Origin of the sequence: Desulfitobacterium chlororespirans DSM 11544 (genome assembly GCF_900143285.1) — a bacterium.
Lineage (GTDB): Bacteria > Bacillota > Desulfitobacteriia > Desulfitobacteriales > Desulfitobacteriaceae > Desulfitobacterium > Desulfitobacterium chlororespirans.
Window position 1 is genome coordinate 14,997 of record NZ_FRDN01000005.1, and the last position, 17,548, is coordinate 32,544.

Genomic DNA, 17,548 nt, shown 5'->3' on the forward strand with positions numbered 1-17,548 from the left:
ATGAGCGCAGGGAATGTCCTCATCGTCTGTGGAAAATCTGAAGTAGCCGGCAGTATGGAAAGCACACTGATCAAAGAAGGGTATCATCCGGTAAACTGCGCTCATTCAGCCAATGAGGCGCGGCGGCAGTTTTTTATGGTTCAGCCGGATTTAATCATCGTCAGTACCCCTCTTCCGGATGAACAAGGAATTGATTTTGTTTTTGATGCCTATGAGAAAACTTCGGCTGGAATCATTGTGATGGCGCGGCCGGAGCAGGTGTCCCATATGCAGGATGCCCTGGAATCCACAGGGGCTATGATTCTGCCGAAACCGCTCAATCGCCTTACCTTGATTCAAAGTGCCCGCTTTGCTTTGTCCGTAAGGAGTTCTATGGTCCAGTTAAGAAGTGAGCGGGATAACCTCAAGAAGCGCATGGATGAGCGTAAGATCATCGAACAAGCAAAATGGCTGCTGGTGGAAAAATTAAACATGAGTGAACCGGAGGCCTTCCGCTATATCCAGAAAAAAGCGATGGATTTGCGCCTTCCCCAACTCCAGGTAGCTGAAGATATAATTAAAGAGTATGCTTAAAAGGAGAAACCCGCGTCATTAACGAGGGGTTCTCTTTTTATACAGTATCTGGCAGTCCTGCTGCATTGACTGCTTCTTACTGCTGGGCGGGGGCGGATTGGACAAATTCTTTAAGGGCCCGTTCAGCTATGGGGCGGGCAATCATGGTCCAGGGTCCATTGATGCAGCCGCCCTCACAAGCCATGCATTCCAGAAAGCCTTTATCACCGTTCTTGACATGAGTTTCCAGGGCTTTTAGGCTGTTCTGAATTCCTTCGGTCTGGTAGGTGGGGGGAGAATCCTGGCCCAGATAAGCAGTGAGCGCTGCGGCTACTCCGCCTGCTTTGGCGAACTCCCGGGCATAAGAGCTGGGTCCGGCCAGGGTTTGCTCGGATTCTTCGGCAGGGTTGATACCTGCATAATCAAGCCAGACCATCAATTCTTCAAAGGTAAGCACGAAATCCACTTTGGCTTCAGGCCGTTTGCCTTCTTCTTTTTTTGCCACACAGGGTCCGATAAAGACGACCTTGGCTTCAGGATCTTTTTCCTTAAGGATATGAGCCACCTGAGCCATAGGGGAGAGTGTGGTGGAAATATGGCGGAATAAATCGGGTTTTTCTTTTATAACGGCACTCACATAGGCCGGGCAGCAGGAACTGGTCATGAATTCTTCGCCATGGGCCAGGCGTTCATCATATTCCCGGGCTTCCAGCTCAATGGTCCGATCGGCTCCCAGAGCAGCTTCCAAAACATCATGGAAACCCAGCTTGAGAAGAGCCGACTTCACCTGACCTGGTGAAACTTTTCTTCCGAATTGTCCTACAAAGGCCGGTGCGATAACAGCATAGACAGTGCTGGACTGTTTGCGCAGTTCCTCAACAAGATGGATCAGCTGGGAAGATTCTGCCACGGCTCCGAAAGGGCAGCTGACAATGCACTTGCCGCAGCTGGTGCAATGGGCTTCGGCAATACTGGCAATCCGATCCTCCCGGACCGAGATGGCTTTGGTGGGGCAGCTGTCTTCACAGGGCCGCCGATATTCGATGATGGCATGATAAGGGCAATTCCGGGCGCAAAGGCCGCACTCGACGCAACGGGTCTGGTCAATAAACGCTTTATTGTTAATAAAGAGAATGGCTTTTTTAGGACAGTTGGTGAAACAGAAATGGCCAACGCAATTTTGGCAGTGATCGGTTACACTATAGCGGTGCATTTCACACCCGTTGCAACCTTCCTTGAGAACACGCACTACCGGACCTTCATCCGGTTCCAGAACAGCTTTTAGACGCTCTTCGATAACAGCCCGCTCTTTATGGATACAGCAACGGTAACGGGGTGTTCCGTCGGGAATAATCAGACGGGCCAAGGTGGCGCGATCATTGCGGTCCTTGTTCTGACTGACCCAGTCCAGGGCAGATTTTAAGACTTGGCGGCGGATTTTCATAATTTCTGATTGGGCCATAGACGATTTCCTCCTCAGCGGTTAAGTTATTTACTCGAAGTGTAGCAAGAGGAGGATAGGAATTCAATGAAGATGTGAAATGTTTAATTTGGAAGTTTATTTTATCAATAGAATATTTTCAAATAATGGTTGAAGGTATGCCCCATTTCCCTCATAGAAAAAGGGTTTTGTCTAAATGATCCTCCTTCCTTTAAGGAAAGTCTGATCATCTGGGCAAAACCCTTGGCTTACTGGATAGCATTTCGGGACTGTTCAATAGCTTTTATACCTATTCCTGCTGGTTCTTTCTGGTTTCGAGAATTTCTTTAATGGCCAGATTGGAAGCATCAAAACGAACAGAAGCGTCCGTATCCAAGGGAACAATCTGCTTTTCTTCAATACATTTTTCGCAGGCCATCATAGTATATCCTGGTTCATAATTATCCGCAAGCTTACCCTCGGGATAATAAGGAATTTGGTGGACTTCCCAGGCCAGGCAGGTTTCCCCGCATACATCACAGGCTAATTCAGTGCGCAGCATGTCGGTTCCCTGGCCCTTCATCATAAGACCAATAGTGTATTTTACCACAAGGTTATTTTTGAGATCGCCAAGACTTTTTGACATTAAGTACTCCTCCTCTGATCATCGTCACTGTTTTTATTATACAGCATTTATATTGGAGATTCATCTGCCCCCTGCTTCAAATCAGCTTTAAAGCAGGGGTTAGCTATATAAAATATAATTCTCATAGGGATAAGTTTTTCCTATTGTGATGTATTGACAGTGACGGGACTGGGCAGACCGATTCAGTGTATTTTATTCATACCGGATAGCCTAGAGGCCGCTTGAGCGCTGACGCTTGATAAGCTGGTTACCCACCCAGGCGGCTATTCCGCCTTTGATCAGATCGCCGGCGATGAAGGGAAGGAAGCCCATAGAGATGACCAGAGCCATAGTGGTGGATTGCTGAAGGACAAAATGCATGACCAGATAAAAATAGGTTAAGCCAATGAGATATAAGACGATAATGCCGCCCAGAACGGCCAGTAGAGCGGATAGCAGACTTTGCCGGTTATAGAGTTTACCCACCACATATGCGGCGGCGATATCCCCCAGCAGGTAGCCGAAGGAAGGCTTTAACACATAGCCGATGCCGCCGAAAGGAGCGCTGGCAAAGACAGGTAAACCGAGTAAACCGAGAAATACATAGACGATGACGGCTAAGCTTCCGTATTTGGGTCCCAGGATAAGGCCGGTTAAAAAAACAAAGATAGGGAGAACGCTAAATGGAACCAAGGCTGGGGAAGCCCAGCGCATGATCATACCGGCTAAACATAAAAGAGCAGCCATGGCCGCAGTCTTGGCTAAATGTTGGGCATTCATGGGGCACCATCCTTTCCAGAAAGATATGTAAACTTGGTTGATGAATTTAAGTTTACAATATGATATGATAACTTACAAGAGATTTTTTGCGCAGATGGGATTGCCATGCCTTAGGGCAGAGTCACTATCGATAAATATTGGATAGGGGCAGATAGATAGGGAGTATGCAACTATGATGAAATCACTGGAGGGGAAAGCCATCAGCTTGGGCATGATTCAGGAGATTGACTTTTCACTCCACCAAGGGGAAGTTATTGCCTTAATGGGGCCCAATGGAGCAGGTAAGTCCACCTTGGCCCGGCTTCTGGCTGGCTTGAATGAACCCACTTCAGGGAAGCTTAACTTTCTTGAGGATGGACAGGAAATTCCCTGGACAAGGGTCCGGCGCTGGCAGGAGATTGGCATCATCGGTCAACATCCGCGGCGGCAGACCATCGGAGCAACGGTTGGGGAAGAGCTGGGCTTTGGACTTTTGAATCTGGGATATGGAGTAAAGAAGGTCCAGGAAATGGTCAGGGAACTGGCTTATCGGATGGGTCTTGAGGGTAAACTCAATCAATCCCCCGCCACCCTTTCGGGGGGAGAGCGGCAGCGCCTGGTACTGGGTGCCGTCCTTGCTCTTAATCCGGCTTTTCTTTTGCTGGATGAGGCTTTAAGCATGTTGGATAAACGGGCTCAGGAGGCTTGCCTGGAACTGTTGGAAGAAAAAGGGAAGCACATGGGGCAGCTTTGGATTACACACGATCCGCTGTTAGCGGAAAAAGCGGACCGCCTCTGGGTCATGAAGGAAGGGAAGCTGTTGACACTGGGAAGGCCGCATACGGCGCTCCGGGATGACGAGTTCTGCCAGGAGTACGGAATTCGTGCTCCTTATTCGCCAAGTTATTCTCCGGGCTATGCTTCAGTTCGGGAGAAGATAGGAGAGAAGTATCAAAGAGTGCAGAACTTAAGGTATCCCGAGGGGTTCTCCGCAGCCGCCGGGTCGGAGGCGGAAAGCTTCTTCCTCCATGAAGATGAAAGGAAGGATACTTTAGAGTGGCGGGAAGCAGAGTATGGTCAACGGCTGCAACTTACTGAAAAAATCAAAGAGGGATGTTTTTTGGCTGTCTTAGGTCCTTCCGGAGCAGGAAAATCCACTCTGCTGGAAAGTGCCGTCGGGCTCATTTATCCTTCCCAGGGGAAGTTTTTGGCCTTTGGTCAAGAAGTGACACGCCAAGCAACACAGCGGCAGAAAGCCCGCCTCCTCCTGCAAGAGCCTGGAGAATATATCATTGGCGGTACGGTTTATGATGAAGTGTTTTATCTTCAGAATAAAAAGGAGAGGAAAGCCGGTGTTCAGCGCAACATAGAATATCTGCAAGTCTTCGGAATACCTCAGGAAAAAGCCTTGGCCTACCCGGAATATTTAAGCGGTGGGGAGCGGCAACGGGTGGCTTTAGCCGCAGCACTGGAATCTTTACCGGAAATTCTTTTGCTGGATGAACCCTTGTTGGGTTTGGACTTGACGGGTAGGAGCATGATGCTGGAACTTTTGCAGGAGTTGAAAGGCAGAATGACCATCCTGTACATCACCCATGACTGGTCGGAGGTCCGTGAACTGGCGGATGAAGTGTGGCTGGTGGAAAAAGGGCAGATTACCTTTAAGCGCCGGAGCAAAGATGGGGCTATAGAAATCGATGATCAGCAGCTTAAGGAGGCAGGGGTCCATTGTTAGAAAGAGGACTGTATCACCCTGGTGAAAGCACATTGCATCAACTCGATCCACGACTGAAAATCGGGAGTCTTGTTATTCTGGGGTTGTTAATGACTACAGTGAACTGGGGAGGGTTGCTCTGCCTGACCGGGGGGCTTCTTATCATGCTTGGTTACAGCCCTTTGCCCATTAAGGCCTTTCAATCCGTCATTAAGGCAGGAGTTGTGTTAGGGCTTTTCTATACTTTAATTATGGGCTGGCATTGGGAAGAGGGGTGGTTTTTCTGGAAAGGGTACTGGTCCATGGCGGGAATGCTTCAGGGACTGATGATGAGCTGGCGGATCCTGCTGGTTTTTCTCTTGACCCGAATGTTTTCTGCCTTTACCTTGCCCTCAGAACAAGGGATAGGAATCGCTTTCTTTCTGGCGCCATTTTATCGTATAACTCCTAAGGCGGCTGATTTTGCCCTCTTAATTACGCTGACTTTGCGCTTTATCCCTTTATTGCTGGAGGAGGCTGCTTTGCTTTATAAAGCCCGTCTGGCTAAGGGGAATTTGACTGGGCAATGGATCGGGAAGATCAAGGATCTAGCGGCCCTTTTACTCCCCTTGTTGCGCATTGCTTTGCGCCGGGCCGAAGAACTGGCGGAAAATCTCGTGGCCCGAGGCTATGTTTCCGGCAGTTACCGGGTCCTGGGAACCAAGGAATGGGAGAGCAAGGATAGCTGGGGAGTTGTAATCCTAGCCCTATGGAGTATTGGGGCTTTAATTATTGAATTTGTATTATAGACCATGATAAGGGGTTCGGGTTCGGGTGCCCACTGGTAACCTCCGCTATTTTCCGTTATGATAGTGTATAGGAGTTATGTAGATCTTTTCCGAAACCAGGAAGCCGATTAACTTAGGGCCGGTCAGCCCAATTGAGCAATGAGGAGCAGAGAGAATGAAATTAATTCGAGCAGGGGTCTTTATTCTAATGGCAGCTTTGATTTTAAGCGGTTGCGCCAGTCAAAACTATCCTGAGAATGTGGTTGCTGTTGTCAATGGCGAAACGATTACCCAAGAAGATATTGATGAAGCGATTAATGAAGGGAAACTGCAAATTGATGTAACTGAAGCTTTGCAGTTGCTTAATGAAGAAAACAGTATGTCCCAAAGAGAAACCATGCTCCAAGCCTTTGGAGTTGATGAGGGAAATATGACATCAGGCCAGAAAAGGTTCTTTGAGGGTATTGAACGATCATCTGCTAAGATACCGACTGAAAATGATGCCCTGAACAGTCTGCTTGTGGAGGAAGTACTTTATCAGGAAGCAGTCAAACAAGGACATGAGGCATCCATCGATAGAGTCAAACAGATCCTGGAAGAAAGCAAAAGGATAAACTTGGAGGCCATGTCCCAGGACGAGGAGGCCCTAAAAGAATATAATGAGTATGTGGAAAAAACCGCCTCAATTTATCATCAATATGGGTTTACTTCCGAAGAGGACTATTTAAACAAGCGCATGGATAAAACGGCTCGAGCTATGGCCATCAATACGATGAACTATGAGTTCGACAAAGTTATGGCCGATAAGCTTCCCGGTGTTGATTCTTCTCAGATAGAGCGAGGGAATGCCTGGGAAGATTATGGGGAATATCTTTTGAGCAAAGCTAAGGTTAAAATCCTTAAGCCGGAGTATCAAATCCAGCATTACGGAGAATCATGGAGTCATGGCCAGCTGAATCTCAAAGCAAAACCATGATGGCCTTGTAAATCAGGGAGAGTGCACTATGTCTACAGATCAAAAACCCGATGAAAATAACCTGCGCTATACCTATAAAGACTATCTGACCTGGGCCAAGGCTCAACCTGGTGAAATCCTCAACGGAGTACCCTATGGCAGAAGCCCGGCCCCTCCCAGCCACTATCTGGAGGTATTGGGTGAGCTGTACATGGCGTTTGCTCTCTATCTGAGGGAAAAACCGGGGAAAGTATTTCTTTTTCCCTTTGCTGTCCGGCTGCCTGTAGATGCTGATCAAAAAGATGAGGATATTCCCACCGTCGTCCAACCGGATCTTACAGTGGTCTGTGATCTAGCGAAAGTGGATAAGGGAGGGTGTAAGGGAGCCCCGGATCTGATCATCGAGATATTGGCTGAAGACACCATGCATAGGGATTTGTATTTAAAGCTGCGCCTCTATGAAAAGGCAGGAGTTCCCGAATACTGGGTGGTTCATCCTAAAGATCGGACAGTCCTCGTTTTTCAATTGGAAGAAGGGGCCTATGCTGCTCCCCAATTTTATAGGGCTTCTGATCAAGCTCCTGTGGGGTTGTTCCCGGATTTGATCATTTCTCTTGCTGAGATTTTCCGCGGATAGCATGGACACAGGTAGACAATATCATTATTTTGCGCTAATATTATGTTATGCGATATATCGTATCGCATAGTATAGCGGACAATAGCAGGGTGAGATTTAGTTTGCAAATAATGAGGTGGGTGAGCCTATGCCTTATGCCGGCGGTCCGATGACGGAAGCAATGTATTATATCCTTTTAGCCTTAATGCAGCCCAACCATGGCTACCAACTTATGGCAGCTATCGATCAGGTATCCGGAGGGCGGGTAAAGATGGGCCCGGGAACCTTATATGGGGTGCTTACCAGGATGCAAAAGGAAGAGCTGATTAAAATTGTTCATGATGATGGGCGCAGAAAAACTTACGCCATCACGGAAGAAGGCCAAAAAGCCTTAGTGGCTGAATACCAAAGGCTGCAGGCCATGATTGAGGATGGACGTATGCTGAAGGAGGGGGAGTAGATGGGCCGGTGGGTAAGACGTCTGATGCTGGACGATCTTTTTGCCATAGGGCGGAATGAACATTGGTTTGCCCATATGGCAAAAAGGGGATTGCATCTTCGAAAATTCGGCAGAACCTTTGCCTACTTTGAACAGGGAGAGTCACGAGAGACCCGGTATCGCATCGAGTATCTTCAGGAAGAACCTGCCCCGGAGCAATTGGAAGTGTATCGGGAGTGCGGTTGGAATCTGGCGGCCCGCAGCGGTAAGTTTTATGTTTTTGCGGCGGAGGAAGCCTGGGCTGTGGAATTGCATACCGATCCCATTGAACAGGGCTTTGCCTTGGCGGAATTGAACAAGCGGATGAAACTCAATGTGGTGATCATAACTGTTGCGGTCTTGTTGATCATTGGTATGATATCCAGCATCTACTTCCTGAATAATCAGCCTTATCTTACTATGGTCAGAGGCAATTTTATACAACAAATACTGCTTGTTGTTGTTGAAATCTACCTGTGTTTTACGGTAATCCGCAATTATCTGGCCGTTCGCCGCTTGAGAACATCTCTGCTTCAGGGAAACCCCATTGACCATAAGGAGGACTTCGCCAGAGCCCGGCGACTTAGTGCCATGGTTTTTGTATTGATTATACCTCTTGCTTTAGGGACAATTGTGCTGCCTTTTGTAGAGATTGCTAAACGGGATACCTATACTCTCCCGGAGAGTATAGTGGACTTGCCTATGATTCGCTTAGCGGAAATCGAACAGAACCCTAAGTTGGAGCGCGAGTCCAGTTATTATGAGGAGTTGGATTTCTTAAATCGAGTGGAATATGACTGGAGCTTTCTGGCCCCTGTTCAATATGAAATTCACGAACATGGTGTGATCAGAGGTGAACGCTGGGAAGACGGCAGTGGAGAGTATTCTCCCAGTGTAACCACCCGGTATTATCAATTAGCCTATAGGGGCATGGCTGCCAAACTTATGGAGGATTTGATCGAACGGTATGTTGAGCCCTATGAAGATGAGGAATTACGCTGGATTGATACTACCGATCTTGATGCAATGGTTGTGGTCGGAAACCAAATCTTCGGCACCTTAGGCAATCAAGTCATTCATATTCGCTATTATGGCCATGAAGCCATAGATAAGATGATTCCCCTGGTTGAGCAAGTCTTGCATTGAACGAGGCTTCTTTCAGTGATAATATGGCTTTGCCCTTGGGAGCTTTCTGTTTCAACTGGGGCTAAATTCGTAATTGATTACGAATTAGCCCCGGTTGGTGATACCTGAAAAAGAGGACTGTCTGGCTGGGACAGTCCTCTTTCGCTAAAAGCTTTATAAAGCTTTGTTTTAGGAGCAGATTCTGCTAGATGAGCAATCCGAACAGTTCGGGATTATCGTTGATGCGCGTATATTGGAAGCCCTTCTTATCCATGCGTTCAATCAAGGGCTGGTAGTCTTCTTTACGGGATAGCTCAATACCAATCAGTGTGGGGCCTTTTTCCTTATTGTTGGATTTGGTGTACTCAAAGCGGGCAATATCATCGTTGGGTCCCAAAACTTCCCCCACAAATTCCTTCAAGGCGCCGGGGCGCTGAGGGAAGTTGACGATGAAATAATGTTTAAGGCCCTGATCGAATAAGGAGCGTTCCTTGATTTCAGGGGTTCTTTCAATATCGTTATTGCCGCCGCTGATGATGCAGACGACATTTTTGCCTTTGATCTTATCTTTATAGGTCTCCAGAGCAGCGATGGAAAGTGCGCCCGCCGGTTCAACCACAATAGCACTGTCATTATACATTTCCAGGATGGTGGTGCAGACCTTTCCTTCAGTGACCGCGATGACATCGTCGAGAACCTCCCGGCAGATGGCAAAGGTGAGATCTCCGACTCGTTTTACCGCAGTACCATCCACAAATCCGTCGATGTGGGGCAAGGTGACTATTTCACCTTGAATGAAAGCTTCCTTCATGGAAGCGGCACCGGTGGCTTCCACGCCGATGACCTGGGTTTGGGGACTTAAGCTTTTCATGGCAATACCCACACCGGACATGAGGCCGCCACCGCCGATACCACCCAGAATATAGTCAACAGGAGCTTCCATATCATTAAGAATCTCCATGGCAATGGTACCCTGACCGGCAATGACTAAAGGATCATCAAAAGGATGGACGAAGGTCTTATTCGCTTCCTCACAATGAGCTTTTGCTTTATTGAAGGCATCGTCGAAGGTATCGCCGATCTGTATCACTTCCACAAAGTCTCCGCCAAACCGCTTAATGGAAGAGATTTTTTGCTTTGGTGTCGTCGAAGGTACATAGATGCTGCCTTTAATACCCAGAGCTTTGCAGGAATAAGCAACACCTTGGGCATGATTACCAGCACTGGCACAAACGACACCACTGCTGAGCCGTTCTGAGGGAATACTATGAACCATATTATAAGCTCCGCGCAGCTTGAAGGAACGAACCACCTGGAGATCTTCCCGTTTTAAGAAAATATTACATTGGTATTTCTCGGAAAGAAGGTCATGACGGTGCAAAGGTGTTTTATTGATAACCCCTTTTAAGGTTTGACCGGCTCTGAGAATATCCTCTAGGACGACTTTTCCCATATAAAAATTTTACCCCTTTCCACATTCCCGCAGTATCGTTGCACACCACCGATAAAGTATAGAATAGATAAAGCTATTATCATTCAGAGGATATCTTCGGGTGATATCTGGAGATGATAGTATCTTATGAGAGAAATGGTTTACATAAGATGTTATATAATAGATTATTTTATTAATATTACTCTTGCTTTTGCCCTGAGTCAACCTTATCCTGACTTAAAATCAGGTCCAAACTACAAAGCATAGCGGAAATATGCTACAATTTATTTAGGATAGTATTGGACTTGTCATTGGGAATTCTGGACTATGTGTTTCAGCATGAAGTCCTGATAGTAAAAATCTTTGGAAGCAAGTGATTCGAAACGACTAAAGAGGAGGGTTTGGTATGCCTTGGTTATATCGAATTGTATGGTCCCTGGCGATCATTTTTTTCATTCTGGCTGTTGTCGTTTTTTCTATCTGGGCAGTGCTTATTGGTGCTGTGGTCTACGCCCTTTATCGTGTTTATCTCTATTTTGCACAGAAGAAAGGCATAGGTTATGGCAAGGCCGGGCAAAGTCAGCGTGTGCATTTTAAAGTCTATACCAATTATAAAGGTCCCGGCCAACCCGGAGGCCAGCATACTCCGCGGGGTTTCACCAATGGAGAGGTTATTGATATGCCGGTTGAGGAAGTTACGGATTCGCGGAACTCTTTCCCGAAAGAATAGTTGCTTAAGATGAAAGTTAGGCTAAGGTTTTCAGCTAATTTTCAGTCAGCCCTCAGACCCATTTCAACGGGGCAGTAGATAATGAGAAGAGAACGATTTCGCCTTTAAAGGGGAGATACTCCATGCAAAAATTGAAAGGAATAAAAATCCTGATTATTGATGATGAACCGAATATTCTGGAGTTCCTGGAGATGGGACTGCTGAACGAGGGCTTTGAGGTGCAGACGGCGGTTGATGGGATGACAGGAGTTACTTTGGCCAAGCAATTCCATCCCCATCTTGTGATTCTGGATATTATGATGCCGGGAATGGATGGCTTTGAGGTCTGCCGGATGCTGAAGAAGAGTGAGAATGTGTCCATTATTATGCTGACCGCTAAGGATGAAGTGGAGGACCGGGTCAAGGGTTTAACCACCGGCGCCGATGATTATATGGCTAAGCCCTTTAGTTTTGAGGAACTCCTTGCCCGCATTCACGCCCGTATCCGCAATCAATTCCCCACCCTTTTAGGAGAAGTGGTGATGGGTCCCTTTCGTTTGGACGATCGCCGCAAAGAGATCCAGTTTCAGGATAAGGTTCTGGAGCTTTCCCCTACAGAGTATGAATTGCTCAAATTTTTGATTCTTAATCAGGGGCTGGTTTTGAGTAAGACGATGATTTTAGATAAAGTGTGGGGATATGATTTTGCCGGGGATGATAATATCGTGGAGGTCTACATTCGCTCCTTGAGAGAAAAACTGGGGGATAAGGAGCACCGGCTGATTCGTACACTGCGGGGCTCCGGGTATCGGATGGACCTGATATGAAGAAGGTAGCCTCTATACACAAGATCGTAACCCCCAACTCCTTGAGGTTTCAGCTGCTCTCCCGTTCTTTATTTTTTTTGGCTATTATCTTATTGCTGATCGGGATCTTTCAGTACGTTTTTTTGAAGGACTTTATTCTCGGCAGCACTGCGGCAAGCATTCGTTCCCAAATTGCGTCGGTTCCCCGGGACACTTGGACGCAAATGCTGCTTTATGCGGAGATCAATGCCAAATTCAATCTGGATAAAGAGATAGTAGAGCTGGTACCCGGTAAGACTCAGGAGGGTCCTCCCAACCGTATTCCCATCAACCTGATGGATTCTACGATTGCTTTTGTGGATTTGAATGGTAACGCGACCAGTCTATCCAATGCCGTTAATCGGTCAGGGACCCCACCGCTCCTTAGTGCCGACCAATATCAACAAGCCTTAAATCCATCGGAATCGCCGAGATTTTGGGTAGTGAACTCTGAGGGGACGGAATTGCTGGTGGTTCTTCATCCCTTGGAACTGCGCGGTTATCTGGTCGGTTTTATTCAGGTTAGCCTTAGTACCCAGTTTGTTCAAGATGTTTTGTTCCGGCAGTTGTCTATATTTATGCTCCTTTCTGTGCTTGCCCTTGTGGGAGGATTGGTGGCTTACCAAGCGGTTATCAAAAAAACTCTGGTTCCTTTGTCCAATATCGTTCATACCATGGAGAATATGGATGCGGGGAATCTTAACGAACGCCTCCCGGTGGAACAAGGTCAAAAAGAGATTGATACTCTGGCCGTATCTCTCAATGGGATGCTGGAGCGGCTGGAGTCCTCTTTTACAGCAGAAAAGGAGGCCAAAGAACAGATGCGGCGTTTTGTAGCCGATGCCTCCCATGAACTGCGGACCCCCCTTACGTCTATCCATGGCTTCCTGGAGGTTCTGCTGCGGGGAGCGATGAATCAACCGGATAAGCTGCAGAAGTCCTTAACCAGTATGTATGCGGAATCGGAGCGCATGAAAAAGCTTATTCAGGATCTATTGCTTTTGGCTAAATTGGATCGTTCTCCTCATCTTGAAAAGTCGGAAAAGGATCTTGGGGTACTGATACTGGAGATGGAGCCCCAACTGCGTATGCTGGCTGAAGAAAGGGAGATTCAATTGGATTTGGCCCCTGAGGAATTGGTCCCCATCGATGTGGATAAGATGAAACAAGTTATTCTTAACCTTTTCCATAATGCGGTCCAGCATACGGACCCGGATAAGGGGTTGATTCAAATCAGCTTAAAATCTGAGGTTTCCGGGGTTGAATTGACGGTCCAGGACAACGGACCAGGAATTCCTGAGGAGCATTTACCCCATCTCTTTGAGAGATTCTACCGCAGCGATTCTTCCCGGACCCGGAAATATGGGGGAGCCGGACTGGGTCTAGCTATTACTCACTCTCTGGTAGAGCTTCACGGCGGAACCCTTCGCGTTGAAAGTAAAGTAGGCGAAGGAAGCCGCTTTATCGTCGGACTACCAAAAGTATAAAATTACTTCAGATGGAGTTTTTGTTTTACCTGAAGTTTGGTTGGCTTATCCTCACAGAAGGTGAAAAGGAAAGGAATAGCCTGTTAAATTACGCAAAGTGTCGTGACTATGTCACGGCATTTTTTGCGTATCACAGAACTTAAGAGGCATAACTGCTTTCTTATGGTCAGGATAAAAGTAATAAAAGTAACTTTTTTGGCGATAAGAGTCACATATAGAGGACAAGAGTAATAATATAGAATGAGATGAAAATGAGTGATTAATATAATCTTTCAACTTCAAGAGCTTAATGAGTGAACTGCTGAATAAAGAAGGAGATGTTAAGATGCCAGAGTTAACCACCGGTTTGATAGATAATTTTCCGGTTAATGGGGTGCGCCCCTCGGTATCGGTAGCCCTTAGAATTACCAATGATGGTGATTCTACGGAGACGGTTAGTATAACCGGCTACTATCTCAATGGGACTATCAAAGAAGTATATGTTTTAGAACTAGTTACTGTTAATCCAGATGAGGTAATACTCCGAGAGTATTATGCTAATTTGGATGCTTTTGAATTTGTATTCTCGACAAGCTCTGAAACGGTAGTTATATCGGTATGGGGTAAGGACGCTGAAGGGAACTTAGTGGATGCCCATCGGGTGCTCCCGGCTGAATTGGATTCACTGGAATCGATCATAGTGCCGACGGGGCCCACAGGAGAGACCGGTGCCACAGGAGCGACAGGGGAGACCGGAGCCACAGGAGCTACAGGAGAGACTGGTGCAACAGGAGCTACAGGAGAGACCGGTGCCACAGGAGCGACAGGGGAGACCGGAGCCACAGGAGCTACAGGAGAGACTGGTGCAACAGGAGCTACAGGAGAGACCGGTGCCACAGGAGCGACAGGGGAGACCGGTGCAACAGGAGCGACAGGGGAGACCGGTGCAACAGGAGCGACAGGAGAAACCGGTGCAACAGGAGCTACAGGAGAGACCGGAGCCACAGGAGCGACAGGGGAGACCGGAGCAACAGGAGCGACAGGAGAGACCGGTGCAACGGGAGCGACAGGAGAGACCGGTACAACGGGAGCCACAGGAGGGACCGGAGCAACAGGGCCCACAGGGGAGACCGGTGCCACGGGAGCTACAGGAGAGACTGGTGCCACGGGAGCCACAGGAGGGACCGGAGCAACAGGGCCCACAGGGGAGACCGGTGCCACGGGAGCGACAGGAGAGACTGGTGCCACGGGAGCGACAGGAGAGACTGGTGCAACGGGGCCCACAGGGGAGACCGGGGCAACAGGGGCCACAGGAGAGACTGGTGCAACAGGGCCCACAGGAGAGACCGGAGCAACAGGGCCCACAGGAGAGACCGGTGCCACGGGAGCTACAGGAGAGACCGGTGCAACAGGAGCTACAGGGGAGACCGGAGCCACAGGGGAAACTGGTCCGACTGGTCCTACCGGAGAAGTCGTTTTGGCTTTTGGATCTTTAAGAGGAAATAGTGCAGAGGCACCTGGGGCAACACTCACACCCGTACCGTTTAGTATTGTTGGACCTTTATCAGATACTATCACAGTTAGTCTATCGGGCAATGAATTAGTGGTGGGGGAAAGCGGAATTTATCAAATAACAATATCTATTAACGCTCAAGCTACCACTGATCCAGATCCAGATGACCCATATCTGCAGGCTATTATCACTGTCAATGGTTCGCCAATTTTCGGTGATACAACCACTTTTTTCAATATATTTAATAGAAGTAGTTCAACGTTTGTCGTTCAAGCATCTTTAGCAGCAGGAGATGAAGTAGGAGTAAGTGTTAGTACGGATTTCCCTATTTTAGGTTATATAAATCGCTCTTTAACTGTTGTTCAATTAAGTAATTAAATGAGTCCGGCTTCAACGCAAGCATAAGCGCTCTGCTCCTAAGCGGAGAGCTCTGAGTTCCCGCCCTCTTTTTACTGTGATGCGTTTCGCCTGATTTTATTCGTACGAGAACATTCCTTTGCGGGTATGTTCTCTTTTTCTGGGGTATTTTTGCGATAAGAGTCACCTATGGAGGACAAGAGTAATAGTATAGAGTGAAATGGAAATGAAGGGATTGATATAAATTTTTAACTTCAAAGAGCTCAACGAGTGAATAGTGGAAAGAAGGAGATATCAAAATGGCAGAGTTAACCACCGGCTTGATAGATAATTTTCCGGTTAATGGGGTGCGCCCCTCAGTATCGGTAGCCCTTAGAATTACCAACGATGGTGATTCTATGGAGACAGCTGGAATAACCGGCTACTATCTCAATGGGACTATCAAAGAAGTATATGTTTTAGAAGTAGTTAATGTTAATCCAAATGAGGTGATAATTCGAGAGTATTTCGCTGATTTGGATGCTTTCGAATTTTTATTCTCGACAAGTTCTGAAACGGTAGCTATATCGGTATGGGGGAAGGACGCTGAAGGGAACTTAGTGGATGCCCATCGGGTGCTCCCGGCTGAATTGGATTCACTGGAACCGATCATAGTGCCGACGGGGCCCACAGGAGAGACCGGAGCAACAGGAGCTACAGGAGAGACCGGAGCAACAGGAGCGACAGGGGAGACCGGAGCCACAGGAGCTACAGGAGAGACCGGAGCAACAGGGCCCACAGGGGAGACCGGTGCAACAGGGCCCACAGGGGAGACCGGTGCAACAGGAGCCACAGGGGAGACCGGTGCAACGGGAGCTACAGGAGGGACCGGTGCTACGGGAGCGACAGGGGAGACCGGTGCTACGGGGGCTATAGGAGAGACCGGCGCAACGGGGGCTACAGGAGAGACCGGTGCTACGGGAGCTACAGGAGAGACCGGTGCTACGGGAGCTACAGGAGAGACCGGTGCTACAGGAGCTACAGGAGAGACCGGTGCTACGGGGGCCACGGGGGAGACCGGCGTTACGGGAGCTACAGGAGGGACCGGCGCTACAGGAGCCACAGGCGAGACAGGCCCGACCGGCTCGACCGGACCTACAGGTGGGGCTGGATCATTATCTGGGCTCCAGGTCCAGCTGCAGGGAAGCAGTGGAGGCACGGTCGCCAATAATGCCAATGTCCTGTTTGACACCACAATCAACGCTCCTTCTGCAAACATCATTTATAATGCTGGAATTGGAACCTTCCTTATCAATCAGCCGGGAAATTATTATATTTCCTGGTGGGTGAACACAGATGGGGCCGAAGCAGAGCCTACGGTGTCTTTTGGCATCCAGGTAATTAGCGGCGGCTCGCAGACCATTTTGTCATCGTCTCCTTCCCCGATGGTCACGTTACAGCTAAATGGAAGTGCTTTGCTCACTGTGACAACCGTTCCGCTGGTCTTTAACTTGTTTAACAACAGTGGTGCGACGGTCTCTTACGGCATATCGGCTATCCAAGCAAACTTGACTATTATTGAAATTGCCTCACTGTAATGTAATTGCTCCGTGAAAATACTCACAGAGTGCCGTGATTCAAGTCACGGCCTTTTGTGTATCAGAGGAACAAGCTTGGAAAGGTTATCCTATACATAATATGGAGATATGAAATGGTATTTTGGCGAAAAGAGTCACCTATGGCGGACAAGAGAAATAGTATAAAATAGAGCCCAATGATTGGGATAATAAAAAGAAGAAGGAGATGTCAGGATGGCAGAGTTAACTACCGGCTTGATAGATAATTTTCCGGTTGCCGGGGTGCGTCCCTCAGTATCGGTAGCTATTGAAATCACCAACGATGGTGACTCCATGGAGACAGTTGAAATAACAGGTTATTATGTCAACGGGTCTTTAAAAGAAATATATGTTTTAGAAGCAAACAATCTTAATCCGAATGAGGCTATAATCAAGGAGTATTTCGCAGATTTAGATTCTTTTGAATTTGTATTCTCTACAAGTTCTGAAACTGTAGTTATATCTGTATGGGGCAAGGATACTGAAGGGGCTTTGGTGGCGGCCCATCGGGTACTCCCCGCCGAGTTGGATTCACTGGAACCGGTAATGGGGTCCACAGGAGCGACCGGAGCAACAGGATCCACAGGAGCGACCGGCGTAACAGGGTCCACAGGAGCGAC

At 48.0% G+C, this 17,548-nt stretch carries 16 protein-coding genes and 1 pseudogene; 13 read left to right on the forward strand and 4 right to left on the reverse strand.

Features of this window, described 5'->3' with window-relative positions; translation table 11 throughout:
* Complete coding sequence (locus BUA14_RS05950) at positions 1–573, forward strand: ANTAR domain-containing response regulator (protein WP_072771763.1); 573 nt, start codon at positions 1–3, stop codon at positions 571–573.
* A 76-nt stretch (positions 574–649) separates the two neighbouring features.
* Here BUA14_RS05950 and BUA14_RS05955 read toward each other — a convergent pair whose 3' ends face one another.
* The 3 genes from BUA14_RS05955 to BUA14_RS05965 all read right to left on the reverse strand — a co-directional run bounded on the left by BUA14_RS05955 (position 650) and on the right by BUA14_RS05965 (position 3,377).
* Positions 650–2,014 carry a monomeric [FeFe] hydrogenase gene (locus BUA14_RS05955; protein ID WP_072771764.1) on the reverse strand — a complete coding sequence of 455 codons (1,365 nt, stop codon included), beginning with the start codon at positions 2,012–2,014 and terminating at the stop codon, positions 650–652.
* A 268-nt stretch (positions 2,015–2,282) separates the two neighbouring features.
* The gene (locus tag BUA14_RS05960) at positions 2,283–2,618 is read right to left on the reverse strand and encodes a hypothetical protein (RefSeq protein WP_072771765.1); all 336 of its coding nucleotides are present in this window, start codon (positions 2,616–2,618) and stop codon (positions 2,283–2,285) included.
* Between the two features lie 210 nt (positions 2,619–2,828).
* A complete protein-coding gene (locus BUA14_RS05965; RefSeq protein ID WP_072771766.1) occupies positions 2,829–3,377 on the reverse strand; it encodes a biotin transporter BioY in 549 nt (182 codons plus the stop codon).
* A 172-nt stretch (positions 3,378–3,549) separates the two neighbouring features.
* Here BUA14_RS05965 and BUA14_RS05970 point away from each other — a divergent pair, with 172 nt between their 5' ends.
* The 6 genes from BUA14_RS05970 (at position 3,550) to BUA14_RS05995 (ending at position 9,032) form a co-directional block, all read left to right on the forward strand.
* Positions 3,550–5,091, forward strand: coding sequence for an ABC transporter ATP-binding protein (locus BUA14_RS05970; RefSeq protein WP_072771767.1), 1,542 nt, complete (start codon positions 3,550–3,552; stop codon positions 5,089–5,091).
* Positions 5,085–5,858, forward strand: coding sequence for an energy-coupling factor transporter transmembrane component T family protein (locus tag BUA14_RS05975; protein ID WP_072771768.1), 774 nt, complete (start codon positions 5,085–5,087; stop codon positions 5,856–5,858). The genes BUA14_RS05970 and BUA14_RS05975 overlap by 7 nt, the downstream gene beginning before the upstream one ends.
* Positions 5,859–6,012: 154 nt before the next feature.
* Complete coding sequence (locus BUA14_RS05980; protein ID WP_072771769.1) at positions 6,013–6,813, forward strand: SurA N-terminal domain-containing protein; 801 nt, start codon at positions 6,013–6,015, stop codon at positions 6,811–6,813.
* 28 nt (positions 6,814–6,841) lie between these two features.
* The gene (locus tag BUA14_RS05985) at positions 6,842–7,429 is read left to right on the forward strand and encodes a Uma2 family endonuclease (RefSeq protein ID WP_072771770.1); all 588 of its coding nucleotides are present in this window, start codon (positions 6,842–6,844) and stop codon (positions 7,427–7,429) included.
* A 127-nt stretch (positions 7,430–7,556) separates the two neighbouring features.
* Positions 7,557–7,868 carry a PadR family transcriptional regulator gene (locus BUA14_RS05990; protein ID WP_072771771.1) on the forward strand — a complete coding sequence of 104 codons (312 nt, stop codon included), beginning with the start codon at positions 7,557–7,559 and terminating at the stop codon, positions 7,866–7,868.
* A complete protein-coding gene (locus tag BUA14_RS05995) occupies positions 7,869–9,032 on the forward strand; it encodes a DUF2812 domain-containing protein (protein WP_072771772.1) in 1,164 nt (387 codons plus the stop codon).
* A 184-nt stretch (positions 9,033–9,216) separates the two neighbouring features.
* Here the strand turns inward: BUA14_RS05995 and ilvA are convergent, their stop codons facing one another.
* Positions 9,217–10,464: a threonine ammonia-lyase IlvA gene (gene ilvA, locus BUA14_RS06000; RefSeq protein WP_072771773.1), complete on the reverse strand. Its 1,248-nt coding sequence runs from the start codon at positions 10,462–10,464 to the stop codon at positions 9,217–9,219.
* A gap of 385 nt (positions 10,465–10,849) precedes the next feature.
* Between ilvA and BUA14_RS06005 the strand changes: the two genes are divergently transcribed.
* The 6 genes and pseudogenes from BUA14_RS06005 to BUA14_RS06030 all read left to right on the forward strand — a co-directional run.
* Positions 10,850–11,173 carry a hypothetical protein gene (locus tag BUA14_RS06005; RefSeq protein WP_072771774.1) on the forward strand — a complete coding sequence of 108 codons (324 nt, stop codon included), beginning with the start codon at positions 10,850–10,852 and terminating at the stop codon, positions 11,171–11,173.
* A gap of 122 nt (positions 11,174–11,295) precedes the next feature.
* Positions 11,296–11,979, forward strand: coding sequence for a response regulator transcription factor (locus BUA14_RS06010; RefSeq protein ID WP_072771775.1), 684 nt, complete (start codon positions 11,296–11,298; stop codon positions 11,977–11,979).
* On the forward strand, positions 11,976–13,484 hold the full coding sequence (locus BUA14_RS06015; protein ID WP_072771776.1) for a sensor histidine kinase: 1,509 nt from the start codon (positions 11,976–11,978) through the stop codon (positions 13,482–13,484). Before BUA14_RS06010 ends, BUA14_RS06015 begins: the two co-directional genes overlap by 4 nt.
* A gap of 325 nt (positions 13,485–13,809) precedes the next feature.
* Positions 13,810–15,354: a collagen-like domain-containing protein gene (locus BUA14_RS06020; protein ID WP_072771777.1), complete on the forward strand. Its 1,545-nt coding sequence runs from the start codon at positions 13,810–13,812 to the stop codon at positions 15,352–15,354.
* Between the two features lie 278 nt (positions 15,355–15,632).
* A complete protein-coding gene (locus tag BUA14_RS06025; RefSeq protein WP_072771778.1) occupies positions 15,633–16,910 on the forward strand; it encodes a collagen-like domain-containing protein in 1,278 nt (425 codons plus the stop codon).
* A gap of 213 nt (positions 16,911–17,123) precedes the next feature.
* Positions 17,124–17,548: pseudogene (locus BUA14_RS06030) on the forward strand (collagen-like protein); the annotation flags it as partial.

Excerpts from the sequence above, each read along its gene's own strand:
- BUA14_RS05965 (WP_072771766.1), bottom strand. The coding sequence starts at position 3,377 with ATGAATGCCCAACATTTAGCCAAGACTGCGGCCATGGCTGCTCTTTTA.
- BUA14_RS05960 (WP_072771765.1), bottom strand. The coding sequence starts at position 2,618 with ATGTCAAAAAGTCTTGGCGATCTCAAAAATAACCTTGTGGTAAAATAC.
- BUA14_RS05990 (WP_072771771.1), top strand. The coding sequence starts at position 7,557 with ATGCCTTATGCCGGCGGTCCGATGACGGAAGCAATGTATTATATCCTT.
- BUA14_RS06015 (WP_072771776.1), top strand. The coding sequence starts at position 11,976 with ATGAAGAAGGTAGCCTCTATACACAAGATCGTAACCCCCAACTCCTTG.
- BUA14_RS05980 (WP_072771769.1), top strand. The coding sequence starts at position 6,013 with ATGAAATTAATTCGAGCAGGGGTCTTTATTCTAATGGCAGCTTTGATT.
- BUA14_RS06020 (WP_072771777.1), top strand. The coding sequence starts at position 13,810 with ATGCCAGAGTTAACCACCGGTTTGATAGATAATTTTCCGGTTAATGGG.
- ilvA (WP_072771773.1), bottom strand. The coding sequence starts at position 10,464 with ATGGGAAAAGTCGTCCTAGAGGATATTCTCAGAGCCGGTCAAACCTTA.
- BUA14_RS06025 (WP_072771778.1), top strand. The coding sequence starts at position 15,633 with ATGGCAGAGTTAACCACCGGCTTGATAGATAATTTTCCGGTTAATGGG.
- BUA14_RS05970 (WP_072771767.1), top strand. The coding sequence starts at position 3,550 with ATGATGAAATCACTGGAGGGGAAAGCCATCAGCTTGGGCATGATTCAG.
- BUA14_RS06005 (WP_072771774.1), top strand. The coding sequence starts at position 10,850 with ATGCCTTGGTTATATCGAATTGTATGGTCCCTGGCGATCATTTTTTTC.
- BUA14_RS05995 (WP_072771772.1), top strand. The coding sequence starts at position 7,869 with ATGGGCCGGTGGGTAAGACGTCTGATGCTGGACGATCTTTTTGCCATA.
- BUA14_RS05955 (WP_072771764.1), bottom strand. The coding sequence starts at position 2,014 with ATGGCCCAATCAGAAATTATGAAAATCCGCCGCCAAGTCTTAAAATCT.
- BUA14_RS05950 (WP_072771763.1), top strand. The coding sequence starts at position 1 with ATGAGCGCAGGGAATGTCCTCATCGTCTGTGGAAAATCTGAAGTAGCC.
- BUA14_RS06010 (WP_072771775.1), top strand. The coding sequence starts at position 11,296 with ATGCAAAAATTGAAAGGAATAAAAATCCTGATTATTGATGATGAACCG.
- BUA14_RS05985 (WP_072771770.1), top strand. The coding sequence starts at position 6,842 with ATGTCTACAGATCAAAAACCCGATGAAAATAACCTGCGCTATACCTAT.